A 19,038-nucleotide genomic window follows, 5' to 3' on the forward strand; every position below is an offset into this window, starting at 1 on the left:
CCTCGGCGACGGCGAGCGTCTCGGCCATCATGGTCTCGATGACCTTGCGGGTGCCGCCGTGCAGGCACATCTGCCGCATGGTGGCGCGGGCCAGCGCGCTGATCGGGTTGAAGGAGATGTTGCCGAGCAGCTTGAGCCAGATGTCGTTGCGCAGATCCGGCTCCACCGGGCACTTCAGCCCGCCGGCGACCATGGCCTCGCTGAACTCCGTGCAGCGCGCGGAGATGCTGCGGTCGGGCTCGCCGACGGAGAACCGGGTGCCTTCCAAGTGCCGTACGACACCCGGCTCTTCGAGTTCGGTCGCCGCGTAGACGACGCATCCGACGGCCCGCCCGGGCGCGAGCACCGCACTGACCGCGCCGTCCGGGTCCACGCTCTCGACGCGGTGGCCGTCGTAGGGGCCGCCGTGCCGGTGGAAGTACCACCAGGGGATGCCGTTCTGGGCGGCGACGACCGCCGTGCCGCCGTGCAGCAGTGGCTCGATCAGCGGCCCGCACGCCGCGTACGAGTTGGCCTTCAGGCCGAGGAAGACGTAGTCGACCGGGCCGATCTCGGCCGGGTCGTCGGTGGCGTGGGCGCGCGCGGTGAAGTCGCCGCGCGGGCTGAGCACCCGGACTCCGTGCTGCCTCATGGCCGCCAGATGCGGTCCACGGGCTACGAGATGCACGTCGGCGCCGGCGCGATGCAGCGCGGCTCCGACGTAGGCGCCGATCGCACCGGCGCCGAGGACTGCGACTTTCATGACGAGGGAGCTCCGTTCGGTCGAGGGTACCGAGGAGTCGTCGAACTTCGTCGACTGAATATTGTCTACAGTATGGGGAGGGGGGCAGCAAGGGGTCGCGCACGCTTTGGGAAACCGGTCGGTCCGACCGTTCGTCGCGTCCTGGATACCGTTCACCGCATACGGTCGACCTGTCGCCTTTTCAACAACCGTGCGACTGCCTACGGTTCGGGATCATGAGTCCCCCCGTCGCACCCGCGGGCTGGAGCCGCTGGCTCGTTCCCCCCGCCGCGCTCGCCGTCCACCTCTCCATCGGCCAGGCCTACGCCTGGAGCGTGTTCAAGCCGCCCCTCGAGTCCGCACTGGGTCTCAGCGGCACGCAGAGCGCGCTGCCCTTCCAGCTCGGCATCGTGATGCTCGGCCTGTCGGCAGCGTTCGGCGGCACGCTGGTGGAACGCAAGGGCCCGCGCTGGGCGATGACCGTCGCCCTGATCTGCTTTTCCTCCGGCTTCCTGCTCTCCGCGCTCGGCGCCGCCACCGAGCAGTACTGGCTGATCGTCTTCGGCTACGGCTTCGTCGGCGGCATCGGCCTCGGCATCGGCTACATCTCGCCCGTCTCCACCCTGATCAAGTGGTTCCCGGACCGGCCCGGCATGGCCACCGGCATCGCGATCATGGGCTTCGGCGGCGGCGCGCTCATCGCCTCGCCGTGGTCGGCGCAGATGCTGGAGTCGTTCGGCACCGACAGCTCAGGGATCGCGCTCGCGTTCCTGGTGCACGGGCTGTCGTACGCCGTTTTCATGTCCCTGGGCGTGCTGCTGGTGCGGGTCCCGCGTACCGAGAAGCCGGTCGAAGGCGCGCCGAGCGTCCTCCAGGGCCCGCAGGTCTCCGCGCGCAGCGCCGTGCGCACCCCGCAGTTCTGGCTGCTGTGGCTCGTGCTGTGCATGAACGTGACCGCGGGCATCGGCATCCTGGAGAAGGCCGCCCCGATGATCACGGACTTCTTCGCCGGCACCTCCACGCCCGTGTCGGTCTCGGCCGCGGCCGGCTTCGTCGCGCTGCTGTCCGCCGCCAACATGGCGGGCCGCATCGGCTGGTCCTCCACCTCCGACCTGATCGGCCGCAAGAACATCTACCGCGTCTACCTGGGCGTCGGCGCGCTGATGTACGCGCTGATCGCGCTGTTCGGCGACTCCTCCAAGCCGTTGTTCGTCCTGTGCGCGCTGGTGATCCTCTCCTTCTACGGCGGCGGCTTCGCCACCGTGCCCGCCTACCTCAAGGACCTCTTCGGCACCTACCAGGTCGGTGCCATCCACGGCCGGCTGCTCACCGCCTGGTCCACGGCCGGCGTCCTCGGGCCGCTGATCGTGAACTGGATCGCCGACCGGCAGGAGAGCGCCGGCAAGCACGGATCCGACCTGTACGGCGTGTCCTTCCTCATCATGATCGGGCTGCTCGTCGTCGGCTTCGTCGCCAACGAGCTGGTCCGCCCCGTCAACGCCCGCCACCACATCCCCGCGCCGAGGGAGGCCGCCGATGTCGCACGACAGCAGCCAGAGTCCGCCTGACCGACGCCCGCTGATCGCCTTCGCCTGGCTGTGGGTGGGGGCACCGCTCGTCTACGGCCTGTACGAGCTCATCCAGAAGGCGACCCAGCTCTTCACGGGGTGAGACGGCGCCGGGTGACTGTTCGGCAGGTGTTCGGGCGTCCGAGAGCCTGACAGAATCCGACAACCCGGACGCCGTAATCCTGTCTGCTCGGCTGCCGCCGTACCCGTGAGTCACTGATCAGACTGGTGGATCCGCTACCCAAAGCAACGAGGGGGACCACCGCATGAACGGCTCGCGCATCGCCGCCGTCGGCCACTACCAGCCCGCCAGGGTGCTCACCAACGAGGACCTGGCGGGCATGGTCGACACCAGTGACGAGTGGATCACGTCGCGGGTGGGCATCCGCACACGCCACATCGCCGGGCCCGACGAGCCGGTCGACGAGCTGGCCGGCCACGCCGCCGCCAAGGCGCTCGCGGCGGCCGGCCTCGCGCCGGGCGACATCGACCTGGTGCTGGTCGCCACCTCGACCGCCGTCGACCGCTCGCCCAACATGGCCGCCCGGGTCGCCGCCCGGCTCGGCATCCCCTCGCCCGCCGCGATGGACGTCAACGTCGTCTGCGCCGGGTTCACCCACGCCCTGGCCACCGCCGACCACGCGGTGCGGGCGGGCGCCTCGGGCCGCGCGCTGGTCATCGGCGCGGACAAGATGTCCGAGGTGACCGACTGGAGCGACCGCACCACCTGCGTGCTCGTCGGCGACGGCGCGGGGGCCGCCGTCGTGGAGGCGACGGACGACGCCGGCATCGGTCCCGTGCTGTGGGGCTCGGTGCCCGAAATGGGGCACGCCGTAAGGATCGAGGGCACTCCGCCGCGGTTCGCCCAGGAGGGCCAGAGCGTCTACCGCTGGGCGACCACCCAGCTGCCGCCCATCGCGCGCAAGGCCTGCGAGCGCGCCGGGCTCGCGCCCGAGGACCTCGCCGCGGTCGTGCTGCACCAGGCGAACCTGCGCATCATCGAGCCCCTCGCCGAGAAGCTCGGCGCGGTCAACGCCGTCGTCGCACGGGACGTCTCCGAGTCCGGGAACACCTCGGCGGCGAGCATTCCGCTCGCCTTCTCCAAGCTCGTCGAACAGGGCGCGATCTCCACCGGCGACCCGGTCCTGCTCTTCGGCTTCGGCGGAAACCTCTCCTACGCCGGCCAGGTCGTCCGCTGCCCGTGACCTGCGGCTACGGCATGGTGTGACACATACAACTCCCCGTCCGGCTGGCAGCTGTGCGCCGTAGACTGTAGACGAAAGACAATCCATACTGGCTTTCCGGCTGCAGGTTGCTCCGTGCCGCCAAGGAGGGGGACCGACCGATGTTGTCGACAGGACTGCCGCAGGGCGCGGTGCCCAAGCTCGAACGGCCCGGCCCGCTGCGCGACCGCGTCTACGAGGCGCTCCTCGAACTCATCACCACGCGCGCGCTGCAGCCCGGCCAGCATCTCGTCGAGAGCGAACTCGCGGGGCATCTCGGGGTGTCCCGGCAGCCGGTGCGCGAGGCGCTGCAGCGCCTGAACACCGAGGGCTGGGTCGATCTGCGGCCCGCCCAGGGCGCGTTCGTGCACGAGCCCACCGAGGAGGAGGCCGACCAGCTCCTGACGGTCCGCACCCTCCTGGAGGCGGAGGCCGCCCGGCTCGCCGCGGCCAACGCGAACGCCGCGGGCATCAAGGCCCTCGAGGACCTGTGCGCGGAGGGCGAGAAGGCCGTCGCCGCCGACGACGTGGACGGCGCCGTGGGCATGAACGCCCGCTTCCACACCAAGATCATGGAGCTCGCCGGCAACGCCGTGCTGTCCGAGCTGGCCGCCCAGGTGGACCGCCGGGTGCGCTGGTACTACACGCCGATCGCCAGGCAGCGCGGCAGCCAGTCCTGGATCGAGCACCGCGCGCTGATCGCCGCGATCGTGGAGCGGGACGAGCAGCGGGCCACCCGGCTGATGCGCGAGCACACGGAGCACACGCGGCGTTCGTACCACGAGCGCGCGAAGTCGTAGCCACCCCACGGCCGTTGGGTCGGGGAGCGGCGCGTCCCCGTCTTTGTCCTGTCAGTGGAGAAAGTCGGCAGCAATTCGTGCACAGCTTCTTCCCAGGTTCGGCGGCCACTGCTACGTTCCCCTCGAAAGCCCGAACACAGGCGTGGCCGATTGAGGCGGGGAGGGGCTCGTGAGACGCATGACGGCACGACCCGCGAATGCTCACCAGGCCAAGCTGCTCAAGCTGTTGCGTGACGGAGGCCCCAACTCCCGTGCGCAGCTGGGCGACCAGGTCGACCTGTCACGGTCCAAGCTGGCCGTGGAGGTGGACCGGCTGCTGGAGACGGGCCTGGCCGTGGCCGACGGACTCGCCGCCTCGCGCGGTGGCCGCCGCTCCCACAACATCCGGCTCAATCCCGAACTGCGTTTCCTCGGCGTGGACATCGGCGCGACCTCGGTCGACGTCGCGGTCACCAACGCCGAGCTGGAGATCCTCGGACACCTCAACCAGCCCATGGACGTACGCGAGGGGCCGGTCGCGGTCTTCGAGCAAGTCCTGTCCATGGCCGCCAAGTTGAGGGCCTCCGGGCTCGCGGAGGGCTTCGACGGGGCCGGCATCGGCGTCCCGGGGCCGGTCCGCTTCCCCGAGGGCGTCCCGGTGGCTCCGCCGATCATGCCGGGCTGGGACGGCTTCCCCGTGCGGGAGGCGCTCAGCCAGGAACTCGGCTGCCCGGTCATGGTCGACAACGACGTGAACCTGATGGCGATGGGGGAGATGCACGCGGGCGTCGCACGCTCCGTGGGCGACTTCCTCTGCGTCAAGATCGGTACCGGCATCGGCTGCGGCATCGTCGCCGGCGGGGAGGTCCACCGCGGGGCGACGGGCAGCGCGGGCGACATCGGGCACATCCAGGCCGTGCCCGACGGACGCCCGTGCGCCTGCGGCAACCGGGGCTGTCTGGAAGCACACTTCAGTGGGGCGGCCCTCGCCCGTGACGCCGTGGAGGCGGCCGAGCAGGGGCGGTCGGAGGAACTCGCGAGCCGGCTGGAGGCGAACGGCGCCCTGAGCGCCGTCGACGTCGCCGCCGCCGCGGCCGCCGGCGACGCCACCGCCCTCGATCTGATCCGCGAGGGCGGAAACCGCACCGGCCAGGTCATCGCCGCACTGGTCTCCTTCTTCAACCCGGGCCTGGTGGTGATCGGCGGCGGGGTGACCGGCCTCGGCCACACCCTGCTCGCCGCGATCCGCACCCAGGTCTACCGTCAGTCGCTGCCCCTGGCGACGGGCAACCTGCCCATCGTGCTGGGGGAGTTGGGACCGACCGCCGGAGTCATCGGCGCGGCCCGGCTCATCAGCGACCACCTGTTCTCACCCGCGTAAGCACTCGGTCCGTACCCGGTAACCAGCTCGCACCCGCACCACCGGCCCGTACCTCGTACCCGGCATCAACTCCCGCCGGGCATCCGGCACCTGCCCGCACCGGGCACCCCCGCACAGCGCTCCGCTTCGCCCTGCCCTGCACACGGCTGTCCGAACACGCCCTGAAACCGGCCCGCACGCCCGCCAAGGGGATCCGCATGGCTCCAGAACCACCGCTGCTCAGCATGTCCGGCATCACCAAGTCCTTCCCCGGGGTCCGGGCCCTCGACGGCGTCGACCTCGACGTCCAGGCCGGCGAAGTGCACTGCCTGCTCGGCCAGAACGGCGCCGGCAAGTCCACCCTGATCAAGGTGCTGGCCGGCGCCCACCAGCCCGACACCGGAACCATCAGCTGGCGCGGCGAGGAGGTCACCCTGCGCTCGCCGATCGCCGCCATGCGCCTCGGCATCGCCACCATCTACCAGGAACTCGACCTGGTGGAGCATCTGTCGGTGGCCGAGAACGTCCACCTCGGGCACGAGCCGACGGCCGCCGGCTTCGTCGTACGGTCCAAGGCGGCCAAGGACGCGACCGCCGCCCTGCTCAGGCGGCTCGGGCATCCGGAGATCGAACCCGCCCGGCTGGTGGGAGAGTTGTCGGCGGCACAGCAGCAGATCGTGTCCATGGCGCGGGCGCTCTCCCACGACGTACGGCTCATCGTGATGGACGAGCCGTCCGCCGCCCTCGACCCGGACGAGGTCGACAACCTCTTCCGCATCGTCGGCGACCTGACCGCCGAGGGCGTCGCCGTCGTCTACATCTCCCACCGGCTGGAGGAGATCAGGCGGATCGGCGACCGCGTGACCGTGCTGAAGGACGGCCGGGCCGTCGCGGGCGGGCTGCCCGCGAAGTCCACGCCGACCCGCGAGGTGGTCGCGCTGATGACGGGCCGCAACGTGGAGTACGTCTTCCCGGACCGCCCCGCCTCGGCCCCGGCCGGCACGCCGGTGCTGGAGGTGCGCGGCCTCACCCGGCACGGCGAGTTCGAGCCGCTGGACCTGGACGTCCACCCCGGCGAGATCGTCGGACTGGCGGGGCTTGTCGGCTCCGGGCGCTCGGAGGTCCTGGAGACGATCTACGGCGCCCGCAAGGCGTCCGCGGGTCAGGTCCGGGTCGACGGGCGGGCGTTGCGGAACGGCAGCGTGCGCGCGGCCGTCCGCGCCGGGATCGGGCTCGCCCCCGAGGAGCGCAAGGCGCAGGCCCTGCTGATGCTGGAATCCGTCACCCGCAACGTCTCCGTGTCCTCCATGTCCCGCTTCTCGCACGGCGGTTGGATCGACCGGAAGTCCGAGGCCGGAGCGGCGCGGGCGGCCACCCGCGAGCTGTCGCTGCGGCCCGACAACCCGTCCGTGCCGGTGCGCACCCTGTCGGGCGGCAACCAGCAGAAGGCCGTCCTGGCGCGCTGGCTGCTGCGCGGCTGCCGGGTGCTGCTGCTGGACGAGCCGACCCGGGGCGTGGACGTCGGCGCCCGCGCCGAGCTGTACGCCGTGATCCGCCGTCTCGCCGACGAGGGCCTCGCCGTGCTGCTGGTCTCCAGCGAGGTCCCCGAGGTGCTCGGCCTCGCCGACCGCGTCCTGGTGCTCCGCGAGGGCCGTGTCGTGCACACCGCGCCCGCCCGCGAACTCGACGAACACCGCGTACTCGACCTGGTCATGGAAGGAAGCCCGGCCTCATGACGCAGCATGCCTCCCCGCCACGGGACAACACCGACAAGGTGCCGCCGGTGGGCCGGACGCCGTCCTGGCGCGGCCTGTTCGCGCGCGCCGACGTCCGTACCCTCTCGCTCCTCGGCGTCCTCGCCGTGCTGGTCCTGATCGGCGGGATCACCAAACCGGACGAGTTCCTGGACACCCGCAACCTCCAGCTCGTCCTCACCCAGGCCTCGGTCATCGGCGTCGTCACCGTCGGCATGACCTTCGTCATCACCTCCGGCGGCATCGACCTGTCGGTCGGCGCGATCGTCGCGCTCGCCTCGGTGTGGGCGACGACGGTGGCCACCCAGGAGTACGGCTTCGCGGGCATCCTCTTCACCGCGGTGATCGTCGGCGTCGGCTGCGGCCTGGTCAACGGACTGCTCATCGCCTACGGCGGCATGGTCCCGTTCATCGCCACCCTCGCCATGCTGGCCTCGGCGCGCGGCCTGGCGCTCCAGATCACCGACGGCAAGACGCAGATCGTCACCATCAGCGGCGTCCTGGACCTGGGGGAGCGCGACGCCTACGTGCTCGGCGTCCCTCCGCTCGTGATCGTCTTCGCGATCGTGACGGTCATCGGCTGGCTGATCCTCAATCGCACCACCTTCGGCCGCCGCACCGTGGCCGTCGGCGGCAACGCGGAGGCGGCCCGGCTCGCCGGCATCGACGTACGGCGCCAGCGCCTCTACCTCTACCTGCTGTCGGGGCTGTGCTGCGGCATCGCCGCCTTCCTGCTGATCATCCTGTCCGGCTCCGGCCAGAACACCAACGGCAACCTCTACGAGCTGGACGCCATCGCGGCCGCGATCATCGGCGGCACGCTGCTCAGCGGGGGTCGCGGCACCATCACCGGCTCCGTGCTCGGTGTCCTGATCTTCACGACGATCACCAACATCTTCGCTTTGAACAACCTGCAGAGCGACGTCCAGCAGATCGCCAAGGGCGCGATCATCGTGGCTGCTGTGCTGGTCCAGCGCCGTACCGCCAGCACGACCTGAGGAAAGGGTCACTACCCATGTCGCAACCCACCCGTGCCATGTCACCCACCACCAGTCGCAGAGGCCTGCTCTTCGGGACCGCGGCCGTCTCCGCCACCGCCTTCCTCGCGGGTTGCACCAGCAACGAGTCCAAGGACGAGAAGCCGGCCGCGAACGACCAGCCCTCCGCCGACGACAAGCCCGGCAAGCACGTCACCATCGGCTTCGCGGGCCCCCAGGCCGACCACGGCTGGCTCAACGCGATCAACGACAACGCCAAGAGCCGCGCGAAGAAGTACTCCGACGTCACGCTGGAGATCACCGAGGGCTCCAACGACACCGCCGCCCAGATCGGCCAGATCGAGACCCTGATCAACAAGAAGGTCGACGTGCTGGTCGTCCTGCCCGCCGACGGCAAGGCCCTCACCCAGGTCGGGCTGAAGGCGATGCGGGCCGGCATCCCGGTCGTCAACCTCGACCGCATCTTCAACTCCCCGCAGGCGTACCGCTGCTGGATCGGCGGCGACAACTACGGCATGGGGCTCAACGCCGGCACGTACATCGGCGAGCAGCTCAAGGACACGAAGGGCGCCAAGGTCGTCGAACTGGCCGGCCTGGACAACCTGGAGCTGACCAAGCAGCGCACCCAGGGCTTCGACGACGCCCTGAAGAACTACCCCAACATCAAGAAGGTGGCCCGCCAGGCCGCCGAGTTCACGGTCGAGTCCGGGCAGGCCAAGATGGCCCAGCTCCTGCAGGCGCAGCCCAAGTTCGACGCCCTGTGGAACCACGACGACGACCAGGGCGTGGGCGCGCTGCGCGCCATCGAGCAGGCGGGCCGCGACGACTTCCTGATGGTCGGCGGCGCGGGCGCGCTCTCCGCCTTCCAGGCCATCAAGCAGGACAACGGCGTCCTGAAGGCGACGGTGCTCTACCCGCCGACGATGGCCGCCTCCGCGATCGACCTCGCCCGTGCGCTGGGCCAGTCCAAGGGCATCGGCGGCCTCTCGGAGTTCGAGATCCCGGCCTCCCTGACGCTCTACTCGGCCGTCGTCGACAAGGACAACGTCGACCAGTACATGCCCACGGGCTTCCGCTGACCGAACCCGCCCCGCACCCCCCACGGCGCCATCACCACCAGGACGAGGAGGACATCCGTATGGGACAGCCCCAGCAGCCGGACGGACCGGAGGCCGCGAAGCCGCCGTTGCGCGTCGGCATGGTCGGCTACGCCTTCATGGGCGCCGCCCACTCCCAGGGCTGGCGCACCGTGGGCCGCGCCTTCGACCTGCCGCTGAGCCCGGTCCTGTCCGTGATCTGCGGGCGGGACGCGGACGCCGTGCGCCGGGCCGCCGACCGGCACGGCTGGGCCACGGCCGTGACCGACTGGCGGGCCCTGGTGGAGCGGGACGACGTCGACCTCGTCGACATCTGCACCCCCGGCGACAGCCATGCCGAGATCGCGCTCGCCGCGCTCGCCGCGGGCAAGCACGTGCTGTGCGAGAAGCCCCTCGCGAACACCGTCGAGGAGGCCGAGGCGATGACGGCGGCGGCCCAGGCCGCCGAGCGCCGGGGGCAGTTGGCGATGGTCGGCTTCAACTACCGCCGGGTCCCGGCGACCGCGCTCGCGAGGAACATGGTCGCCGAGGGCAGGATCGGCACCCTGCGGCACCTGCGGGTGACCTACCTCCAGGACTGGCTGGTGGACCCTGAGTTCCCGCTCACCTGGCGGCTGCGCAAGGAGCTGGCCGGCTCCGGGGCACTCGGCGACCTCGGCGCGCACATCGTCGACCTCGCGCAGTACCTGGCCGGCGAACGGCTGGCGGGGGTGTCCGCGATGACGGAGACCTTCGTACGGGAGCGGCCGCTGCCCGTCGGCGCCTCCAGCGGCCTGTCCGCGGTGCAGTCCGCCGGCGCCGGGCAGGTCACCGTCGACGACGCCGCTCTGTTCACCGGCCGCTTCACCTCCGGCGCCCTCGCCTCCTTCGAGGCCACCCGGTACGCCACCGGCCGCAAGAACGCCCTGCGCATCGAACTCAACGGCACGCGCGGCTCGCTGGCCTTCGACCTGGAGCGGCTCAACGAGCTGTCGTACCACGACGGCACGGAACCCGGGACGCACGCCGGCTTCCGCCGCATCCTCGTCACCGAACCCGACCACCCCTACCTGGACGCCTGGTGGCCGCCGGGCCACGGCCTCGGCTACGAGCACACCTTCGTCCACCAGGCCCGCGACCTCGTCCATGCGATCGCCGAGGACCGCCGCCCCGACCCCTCCTTCGCCGACGGGCTGCAGGTGCAGCGCGTGCTGGCGGCGGTGGAGGAGAGCGCGGAGAAGAACTCCGTCTACACGACCGTCGCCCTCTGAGGAGGTCCGAGCACCATGCCGCGCCAGTTCACGCTCTTCACCGGCCAGTGGGCCGATCTGCCGCTCGAGGAGGTCTGCCGCCTCGCCCGCGACTTCGGCTACGACGGCCTCGAACTCGCCTGCTGGGGCGACCACTTCGAGGTCGACAAGGCGCTCGCAGACCCCTCCTACCTCGACTCCAGGAAGCAGCTGCTCGACAAGTACGGGCTGAAGTGCTGGGCCGTCTCCAACCATCTGACCGGCCAGGCCGTGTGCGACGCCATCATCGACGAACGCCACCAGGCGATCGTGCCGCGCGAGGTGTGGGGGGACGGCGACCCCGAGGGCGTCAGGCAGCGCGCCGCGCAGCGCATGAAGGACACCGCGCGGGCCGCCGCGGCCTTCGGCGTCGACACCGTCATCGGCTTCACCGGCTCCGCCATCTGGCACCTGGTCGCGATGTTCCCGCCCGCCCCGGAGTCGATGATCGAGCGCGGCTACGAGGACTTCGCCGAGCGGTGGAACCCGATCCTGGACGTCTTCGACCAGGAGGGCGTGCGGTTCGCGCACGAGGTCCACCCGAGCGAGATCGCCTACGACTACTGGACAACACACCGTGCCCTGGCGGCAGTTGACGGCCGCTCCGCCTTCGGCCTGAACTTCGACCCCTCCCACTTCGTCTGGCAGGACCTCGACCCGGTCGGCTTCCTGTGGGACTTCCGCGACCGGATCTACCACGTGGACTGCAAGGAGGCGCGCAAGCGCCTCGACGGCCGCAACGGACGCCTCGGCTCCCACCTGCCCTGGGGCGACCCGCGCCGCGGCTGGGACTTCGTCTCGGCCGGACACGGCGACGTCCCCTGGGAGGACGTCTTCCGGATGCTGCGCTCCATCGACTACCGGGGCCCCGTCTCGGTCGAGTGGGAGGACGCCGGCATGGACCGGCTCCAGGGCGCACCCGAGGCCCTGACCCGCCTGAAGGCCTACGACTTCGAGCCGCCGTCGGCCTCCTTCGACGCGGCGTTCGGCGGCAACGACTAGACCACATCCGAGCGTTCCGGGATGACGGCGCATCCCGGCGTACTGCACCCCGCCCGTACAACCGGCCCCCACTGGAGGCATTCGTGCACGGGAACACCCGCACCACCAGCACCGACAGAATCGAGGCCCACAGACACCGCTTCCGCAGGGCCGTCGCCCTCCTCGGCGGCGTGCTCCTCGCAGGAGCGTCACTCTCCCTGACCGCTCCCCAGGCCGGCGCAGCCGTCGCCGGCCCGGGGGCCGCTCCGGCGGCAGCCGCGGCCGAGGACTTCCAGCAGGTCACCCTCGCCAAGGGCGAACCGGAGGTCGGCGAGCCCATGTCGCTCGCCGTACTCCCCGACCGCTCGGTCCTGCACACCTCGCGCGACGGCGAACTCCGCATGACGGACGCGGCCGGCAACACCCGGCTGATCGGCAAGCTCGACGTCTACTCCCACGACGAGGAGGGCCTCCAAGGCGTGGGCGTGGACCCGGACTTCGCGAACAACCGGGCCATCTACCTCTACTACGCGCCCCCGCTCGACACCCCCGCGGGCGACGCCCCCGAGACCGGCACCGCCGCCGACTTCGCGCCCTTCGACGGCGTGAACCGCCTCTCCCGCTTCACCCTGAACGCCGACGGCACCCTCGACGCGTCCAGCGAGAAGAAGGTCCTCGACGTGAAGACGTCGCGCGGCATCTGCTGCCACGTCGGCGGGGACATCGACTTCGACGCCGCGGGCAACCTGTACCTGTCGACGGGCGACGACTCCAACCCCTTCCAGTCCGACGGCTACACCCCCATCGACGAGCGCGCCGACCGCAACCCGGCCTTCGACGCCCAGCGTTCGGCCGGCAACACCAACGACCTGCGCGGCAAGATCCTTCGCATCAAGGTCGCCGCCGACGGCTCGTACACCATCCCCGACGGCAACCTCTTCGCGCCCGGCACCGACAAGACGCGGCCCGAGATCTACGCGATGGGCTTCCGCAACCCGTTCCGCTTCAGCGTCGACAAGAAGACCGGCATCGTCTACGTCGGCGACTACGGCCCCGACGCGGGCGCCGCGGACCCGTCCCGCGGACCGGGCGGCCAGGTCGAGTTCGCCCGGGTCACCGCCGCCGGCAACTTCGGCTGGCCGTACTGCACGGGCGACAACGACGCCTACGTGGACTACGACTTCGCGACGAAGGCGTCCGGGGCGAGCTTCGACTGCAACGCCCCGAAGAACACCTCGCCGCACAACACCGGCCTGACGGACCTGCCGCCCGCGCAGCCCGCCTGGATCCCCTACGACGGCGCGTCCGTACCGGAGTTCGGGGACGGCTCCGAGTCCCCGATGGGCGGCCCGGTCTACCACTACGACGCCTCGCTCGACTCGCCGGTGAAGTTCCCCGAGGCCTACGACGGGAACTTCTTCGCCGGGGAGTTCGGCCGCCGCTGGATCAAGCGGATCGTCAGCGACGGCAGCGGCGCCGTCCAGTCCATCAACGCCTTCCCGTGGACCGGCACCCAGGTGATGGACATGGCGTTCGGCCCCGACGGAGCGCTCTACGTCCTCGACTACGGCACCGCGTGGTTCGGCGGCGACGAGAACTCGGGCCTGTACCGCATCGAGAACGCCACCGACGGCCACTCACCGGTGGCCCAGGCGGCGGCGGACAGAACCTCGGGGCAGGCCCCGCTGAAGGTGCGGTTCTCCTCCGCCGGAACTTCCGACCAGGACGGTGACGCGGTCACCTACAGCTGGGACTTCGGCGACGGCGGCACGTCGACGGCGGCCAACCCGGCGCACACGTACAAGAAGAACGGCACGTACACCGCGACCCTGACGGCCAAGGACACCACCGGCCGCACCGGAAGTGCGAGCGTGCAGATCGTCGTCGGCAACACCGCGCCCAGCGTGTCGATCGAACTCCCCAAGGACGGGCAGCTGTTCAGCTTCGGCGACCCGGTCCCGTTCAAGGTGAGGGTCACCGACCCGGAGGACGGCACGGCGATCGACTGCTCGAAGGTCAAGGTCACCTTCGTCCTCGGCCACGACACCCACGGCCACCCGCTGACCTCGGCCACCGGATGCAGCGGCACCATCCAGACCAGTGCCGACGGAGGTCATGACGAGGACGCCAACATCTTCGGGGTCCTCGACGCCGAGTACACCGACAACGGCGGCGGCGGCCAGGCCGCGCTCACCACGCACGACCGGAACGTGCTCCAGCCCCGGCACCGCCAGGCCGAGCACTTCGGCGGCTCCTCCGGCGTCAGCGTCGTCGGCAAGGCCACCGCGCACGGCGGCAAGACCGTCGGTGACATCGACAACGGCGACTGGATCTCCTTCACGCCGTACGTGCTGAACAACGCCCAGAAGGTCACCGCGCGCATCGCGTCCGGCGGAGCGGGCGGCACCCTCGAGATCAGGGCCGGCTCCGCGAAGGGCACCCTGCTCGGCAAGGCGGCCGTGCCCGTGACCGGCGGCTGGGAGAACTTCCAGGACGTCAGCGCCGACCTGTCCCGCGCGCCGCGCGGCACGACCACGCTCTACCTGGTCTTCAAGGGCGGGGCGGGCGCGCTGTTCGACGTCGACGACTTCACCTTCACGACCGGCTGAGAGGAGGGCACGTGATGCGCTCAACAAGACGACTGGCCACGGTGGTTGTCGGTGCCGGGCTGCTGCTCGGCGGTGTCTCGGGACCCGCCTCCTCGCACACCGGGGAGCACTCCGCCGCCGGGAAGCGGGTGCTGGTCTTCTCCAAGACGGCCGGCTTCCGGCACGACTCCATCCCCGTCGGCATCGAGACGGTGAAACAGCTCGGCGAGAGCGGCGGCTTCGCGGTCGACGCGACCGAGGACGCGGGTGCGTTCACCGCGAAGAACCTCGGGCGCTACGACGCCGTGGTGTTCCTGTCGACGACGGGCGACGTCCTCGACGACGCCCAGCAGGGCGCGTTCGAGAGCTACATCAGGCACGGCGGCGGCTACGTCGGCGTCCATGCCGCCGCCGACACCGAGTACGACTGGGCGTTCTACGGCGGCCTCGCGGGCGCCTGGTTCCAGTCGCACCCGGCGATCCAGCAGGCGACCGTGAACGTCGAGGACCGCTCCCACCCCGCCACCTCAGGACTGGGACCGACCTGGGACCGCACGGACGAGTGGTACAACTACCGCTCCGATCCACGGGACCGGGCCCACGTCCTCGCCTCGCTCGACGAGTCGTCCTACACCGGCGGCACCATGAACGGCGACCACCCGATCTCCTGGTGCCAGAACTACCAGGGCGGCCGCGCCTTCTACACGGGCCTCGGCCACACCAAGGAGTCGTACGCCGAACCCGCCTACCGGCAGCACCTGCTGGGCGGCATCCGGTGGGCGATCGGCGACGCACAGGCCGACTGCCGCCCGGAGAACGGCTACCGGCCGCTCTTCGACGGCACGGCCGCGTCGCTGGACGGCTGGCAGCAGGCGGGCCCGGGCTCCTTCAACCTCGCCGACGACGGCACACTCACGTCGTCGGGCGGCATGGGCCTGCTCTGGTACGCCACCTCGGGCTTCAGCTCGTACTCCCTGAAGCTCGACTGGAAGATGGCCGGCGCCGACGGCGACGACAACTCCGGTGTGTTCGTGGGCTTCCCGCCCTCGGACGACCCGTGGTCCGCCGTCAACCGTGGTTACGAGGTGCAGATCGACGCCACCGACGTACCCGAGAAGACCACGGGGTCCGTCTACGGCTTCCGGTCCGCCGACCTGAAGAAGCGCGACCGCGCGCTGAACCCGCCGGGGGAGTGGAACACGTACGAGATCCGGGTCGAGGGCGAACGCCTGCGCATCTGGCTCAACGGCGTGAAGATCAACGATTTCACCAACACCGATCCGGCCCGGAGCCTCGTCGACGGACACATCGGCATCCAGAACCACGGAGCCGACGACCAGGTGTCCTTCCGCGACATCCGGATCAAGGAACTGCCCGTCAAGGGCGACTGATCGGCGGCGGGCGGGGGACGCCGGACCCCCGCCCGCCGTCTCCCGGCACGACGCGCCCGACAAGGAGGCTGCCCATGTCCGCGTCCGTACCCGAATCCCCCTCTCCCGAGCGCGTCGGCGTCTGGCTGATCGGCGCGCGCGGCTCCGTCGCGACCACCGTCGTGGCGGGCTGCGCCGCCCTCACCGCCGGCCTGCACCCACCGGTCGGCCTGGTCACCGAGACCCCCGTCTTCGCCGGGGCCGGTCTGCCGCCCCTGACCGCCCTCGTCTTCGGCGGGCACGACACCCTGGACTGCCCGCTGCCCAAGCGCGCGGAGGCCCTCGCGGCCGGCGGCGTCCTCCCGCCGGGCCTGCCCACGGCGGTGGCGTCCGAACTCGCCGCCGCGGACCGGGAGATCAGACCCGGCGGCCCCACCCCCGGTGACACCCGCACCGAGGACGAACTGATCGCCGCGTTCGCCGCGGACATCGGCGACTTCGTACGGCGGTGCGGCCTGAGCCGTGCCGTGGTGGTGAACGTCGCCTCCACCGAGCCCCCGGCCACGGGCGCGGCCCTGCCTCCCAGCTCCCTCTACGCGGCGGCCGCCCTGCGCGCGGGCTGCCCCTACGTCAACTTCACCCCCTCCACGGGCCTGCACCACCCGGCGCTGTCCGCGGCGGCGGAAGCCGGCGGCCTGCCGTACGCGGGCCGTGACGGCAAGACCGGCCAGACGCTGCTGCGCTCGGTCCTCGGCCCGATGTTCACGCAGCGCGCCCTCGACGTGCGCGCCTGGTCCGGTACCAACCTGCTCGGCGGCGGCGACGGCGCCGCCCTGGCCGACCCGGGCGCCGCGGCGGCGAAGAACGCGGGCAAGGAACGCGTCCTCGCCGACACCCTCGCCATGACCCCCGAGGGCGAGGTCCACATCGACGACGTCCCCGCCCTCGGCGACTGGAAGACCGCCTGGGACCACATCGCCTTCGACGGCTTCCTCGGCACCCGCATGATCCTGCAGACGATCTGGCAGGGCTGCGACTCGGCGCTCGCCGCCCCGCTGGTCCTCGACCTGGCCCGGCTCGCCGCGCGCGCCCACGAAGCGGGGCTGTCCGGCCCGCTCGGCGCACTCGGCTTCTACTTCAAGGACCCGGTGGGCGACGGACCGTCGGCGCTCGGGGAGCAGTACGCGGCCCTGACCGCCTTCGCCTCACGCCTGCGCGAGGAGCAGACCGGCTCCACGGGCGCGGGCGACGGCCGCCGGCCGGAGGAGTCGTGACGAGCGCGGCCGCCGGGGCACCCCGGTCCTCCGCCGGCGCGGGCCGCGCCCGTGCCCGGGCCTGGGCCGAACTGCTGCGCCTCCCGGCCCTGTTCACGGTCCCGGGCGACGCCCTCGCCGGCGCGGCGGCCACCGCCGCGGCCCCCAACTCCCGCACCCTGCTGGCCATCGGCTCCTCCCTCTGCCTCTACGAGGCCGGCATGGCCCTCAACGACTGGGCGGACCGCGCCGAGGACGCCGCCGAACGCCCGCACCGCCCCCTCCCTTCCGGCCGCATCCATCCGGCCGCCGCGCTGTCGACGGCCTGCGTCCTCACGGGAGCCGGGCTCGCCCTCGCCGCGCGGGCCGGCCGCCCCGCCCTCGCGGTCGCGGCACCCCTCGCGGCCACCGTCTGGGCCTACGACCTCGCCCTGAAGCACACTCCGGCCGGGCCGGTCGCCATGGCCGCCGCCCGCGGCCTCGACCTGCTCCTCGGCGCGGCGGCCACAACAGGCGCTCCCCGCACGGCACTCGGCCCCGCGGCCCTCCTCGGCACGCACACCCTCGCGGTGACGGCCGTGTCCCGCCGGGAGACCCGGGGCGGCTCACCGCTGGCGCCGCTGGCCGCGCTCGCCGCCACCGGCGTGCTCACCCGGCTGCTGACCGGCCGCCCTCCCCAGCCCCCGGCAGACCGACGGGAAGCAGCCCCCGACGGCCTGCCGGGCACCACGCCTCTCCTCGGTACCTCGGAGTCGGGCTCGGGGCCCGTGACGGGCGCCGTGAAGCCGGGTCCCCGATCGCAGCCAGGCGGCACGCCCACCCGCACCCCCGCCGAAGCCGCCGCGACAGCGCTGCGTCCCGCCCTCGCCGCCGCCTACCTGGCCACCGCCGCCCGTCCTTACTTCCACGCCACCCTCAATCCCTCACCCCCGCTCACCCAACGCGCCGTCGCCGGCGGCATCCGCGCCACCGTCCCCCTCCAGGCGGCCCTCGCCGCCCGCTCCGGAGCCGGTCCGTGCGCGCTGCTCGTCGCGGCCCTGGCCCCGCTCGGCAGGAGGTTCGCGAGGACGGTGAGCGTCACTTGAGCGCGGTGAACGGGACGGCCCCGCGGACCCCGAACACCCTCACCCCCCTCCGCCTCGGTTATGGCACCAACGGCCTCGCCGACCTCCGCCTCGACGACGCCCTCGCCCTCCTCGCCGACCTCGGCTACGACGGCGTCGGACTGACCCTCGACCACATGCACCTCGACCCGCTGGCCCCCGGCCTCGCCGAACGCACCCACCGGGTCGCGGGACGGCTGGCGGCGCTCGGACTGCAGGTCACCGTGGAGACCGGCGCCCGCTATGTGCTCGACCCGCGGCGCAAGCACGGCCCGTCGCTGCTCGACCCGGACCCCGGCGGCCGGGCCCGGCGCGTCGACCTGCTGATCCGCGCGGTGCACGTCGCCGCCGACCTCGGCGCCCACGCCGTGCACTGCTTCAGCGGCGTCACGCCCGCCCGCACGGACACCGGCACGGCGTGGCAGCGCCTGGCCGAGACCCTCACCCCCGTGCTGGAGGCCGCAGCCACCGCCGGCGTCCCGCTCGCCGTCGAGCCCGAACCGGGCCATCTGCTGGGCACCCTCGCCGACTTCCACCACCTCCGCCGTCTGCTCGGCGACCCCGAGCACCTCGGACTGACCCTCGACATCGGCCACTGCCAGTGCCTCGAACCCCTCCCTCCCGCCGACTGCGTCCGCGCCGCCGCCCCCTGGCTGCGGCACGTCCAGATCGAGGACATGCGCCGCGGAGTCCACGAGCACCTCCCCTTCGGCGACGGGGAGATCGACTTCCCTCCCGTCCTCGCGGCCCTGGCCGCCACCGGCTACCAGGGACTGACCGTCGTCGAACTGCCCCGCCACTCCCACGCGGGCCCCCACTTCGCCGCGCACTCCCTGCCGTTCCTGCGCCGGGGCGCCCGGGGGGGGGGATTCCCCTCGGGGGGAGGCCGGGGGCGCCCCCCCCCCCCCCCCCAGGGGGCGCCGTTTTTCTTTTGTTCTTACCCCCCCCCCCCCCCCTTTTTTTCTCTAGAGGGCC

Annotated in this window: 16 protein-coding genes; 15 read left to right on the plus strand and 1 reads right to left on the minus strand. The window is 71.9% G+C overall.

Annotated elements, in window-relative coordinates; all coding sequences use genetic code 11:
* The coding region (locus ACFU97_RS44750) for a 2-dehydropantoate 2-reductase (RefSeq protein ID WP_384268738.1) at positions 1-742 on the minus strand (742 nt) is incomplete at its 3' end.
* Positions 743-957: 215 nt separating this feature from the next.
* Here ACFU97_RS44750 and ACFU97_RS44755 point away from each other — a divergent pair.
* From ACFU97_RS44755 to ACFU97_RS44825, 15 genes are all read left to right on the plus strand, one after another.
* On the plus strand, positions 958-2,289 hold the full coding sequence (locus ACFU97_RS44755; RefSeq protein WP_384268740.1) for an OFA family MFS transporter: 1,332 nt from the start codon (positions 958-960) through the stop codon (positions 2,287-2,289).
* A complete protein-coding gene (locus tag ACFU97_RS44760; protein WP_384268742.1) occupies positions 2,258-2,392 on the plus strand; it encodes a hypothetical protein in 135 nt (44 codons plus the stop codon). Before ACFU97_RS44755 ends, ACFU97_RS44760 begins: the two co-directional genes overlap by 32 nt.
* Positions 2,393-2,555: 163 nt before the next feature.
* Positions 2,556-3,494 carry a beta-ketoacyl-ACP synthase III gene (locus ACFU97_RS44765; protein WP_384268744.1) on the plus strand — a complete coding sequence of 313 codons (939 nt, stop codon included), beginning with the start codon at positions 2,556-2,558 and terminating at the stop codon, positions 3,492-3,494.
* A gap of 140 nt (positions 3,495-3,634) precedes the next feature.
* The gene (locus ACFU97_RS44770) at positions 3,635-4,312 is read left to right on the plus strand and encodes a GntR family transcriptional regulator (RefSeq protein WP_384268745.1); all 678 of its coding nucleotides are present in this window, start codon (positions 3,635-3,637) and stop codon (positions 4,310-4,312) included.
* Between the two features lie 178 nt (positions 4,313-4,490).
* Positions 4,491-5,672: an ROK family protein gene (locus tag ACFU97_RS44775; protein ID WP_384268747.1), complete on the plus strand. Its 1,182-nt coding sequence runs from the start codon at positions 4,491-4,493 to the stop codon at positions 5,670-5,672.
* 197 nt (positions 5,673-5,869) lie between these two features.
* Entirely contained in the window at positions 5,870-7,387 is a 1,518-nt protein-coding gene (locus ACFU97_RS44780; RefSeq protein ID WP_384268750.1) for a sugar ABC transporter ATP-binding protein, read from the plus strand.
* Positions 7,384-8,403, plus strand: a complete 1,020-nt coding sequence (locus ACFU97_RS44785; protein WP_384268752.1) for an ABC transporter permease — start codon at positions 7,384-7,386, stop codon at positions 8,401-8,403. Before ACFU97_RS44780 ends, ACFU97_RS44785 begins: the two co-directional genes overlap by 4 nt.
* Before the next feature lie 38 nt (positions 8,404-8,441).
* A complete protein-coding gene (locus tag ACFU97_RS44790; RefSeq protein WP_384268775.1) occupies positions 8,442-9,482 on the plus strand; it encodes a substrate-binding domain-containing protein in 1,041 nt (346 codons plus the stop codon).
* A 59-nt stretch (positions 9,483-9,541) separates the two neighbouring features.
* A complete protein-coding gene (locus ACFU97_RS44795; RefSeq protein WP_384268755.1) occupies positions 9,542-10,750 on the plus strand; it encodes a Gfo/Idh/MocA family protein in 1,209 nt (402 codons plus the stop codon).
* A gap of 15 nt (positions 10,751-10,765) precedes the next feature.
* On the plus strand, positions 10,766-11,770 hold the full coding sequence (locus tag ACFU97_RS44800; RefSeq protein WP_384268756.1) for a sugar phosphate isomerase/epimerase family protein: 1,005 nt from the start codon (positions 10,766-10,768) through the stop codon (positions 11,768-11,770).
* A gap of 83 nt (positions 11,771-11,853) precedes the next feature.
* Entirely contained in the window at positions 11,854-14,358 is a 2,505-nt protein-coding gene (locus ACFU97_RS44805; protein WP_384268758.1) for a PQQ-dependent sugar dehydrogenase, read from the plus strand.
* 14 nt (positions 14,359-14,372) lie between these two features.
* On the plus strand, positions 14,373-15,728 hold the full coding sequence (locus tag ACFU97_RS44810) for a ThuA domain-containing protein (RefSeq protein WP_384268760.1): 1,356 nt from the start codon (positions 14,373-14,375) through the stop codon (positions 15,726-15,728).
* Between the two features lie 74 nt (positions 15,729-15,802).
* Positions 15,803-16,981 carry an inositol-3-phosphate synthase gene (locus ACFU97_RS44815; protein WP_384268761.1) on the plus strand — a complete coding sequence of 393 codons (1,179 nt, stop codon included), beginning with the start codon at positions 15,803-15,805 and terminating at the stop codon, positions 16,979-16,981.
* Positions 16,978-18,045 (plus strand): SCO3242 family prenyltransferase, encoded by a 1,068-nt coding sequence (locus ACFU97_RS44820; RefSeq protein WP_384268762.1) that lies wholly within the window; start codon positions 16,978-16,980, stop codon positions 18,043-18,045. Before ACFU97_RS44815 ends, ACFU97_RS44820 begins: the two co-directional genes overlap by 4 nt.
* Positions 18,042-19,038, plus strand: a 997-nt coding sequence (locus ACFU97_RS44825; RefSeq protein WP_384268765.1) for a sugar phosphate isomerase/epimerase family protein, incomplete at its 3' end; no start/stop codon positions are given. The genes ACFU97_RS44820 and ACFU97_RS44825, both read left to right, overlap by 4 nt.

Source organism: Streptomyces sp. NPDC057616 (genome assembly GCF_042800575.1).
Classification (GTDB): domain Bacteria; phylum Actinomycetota; class Actinomycetes; order Streptomycetales; family Streptomycetaceae; genus Streptomyces.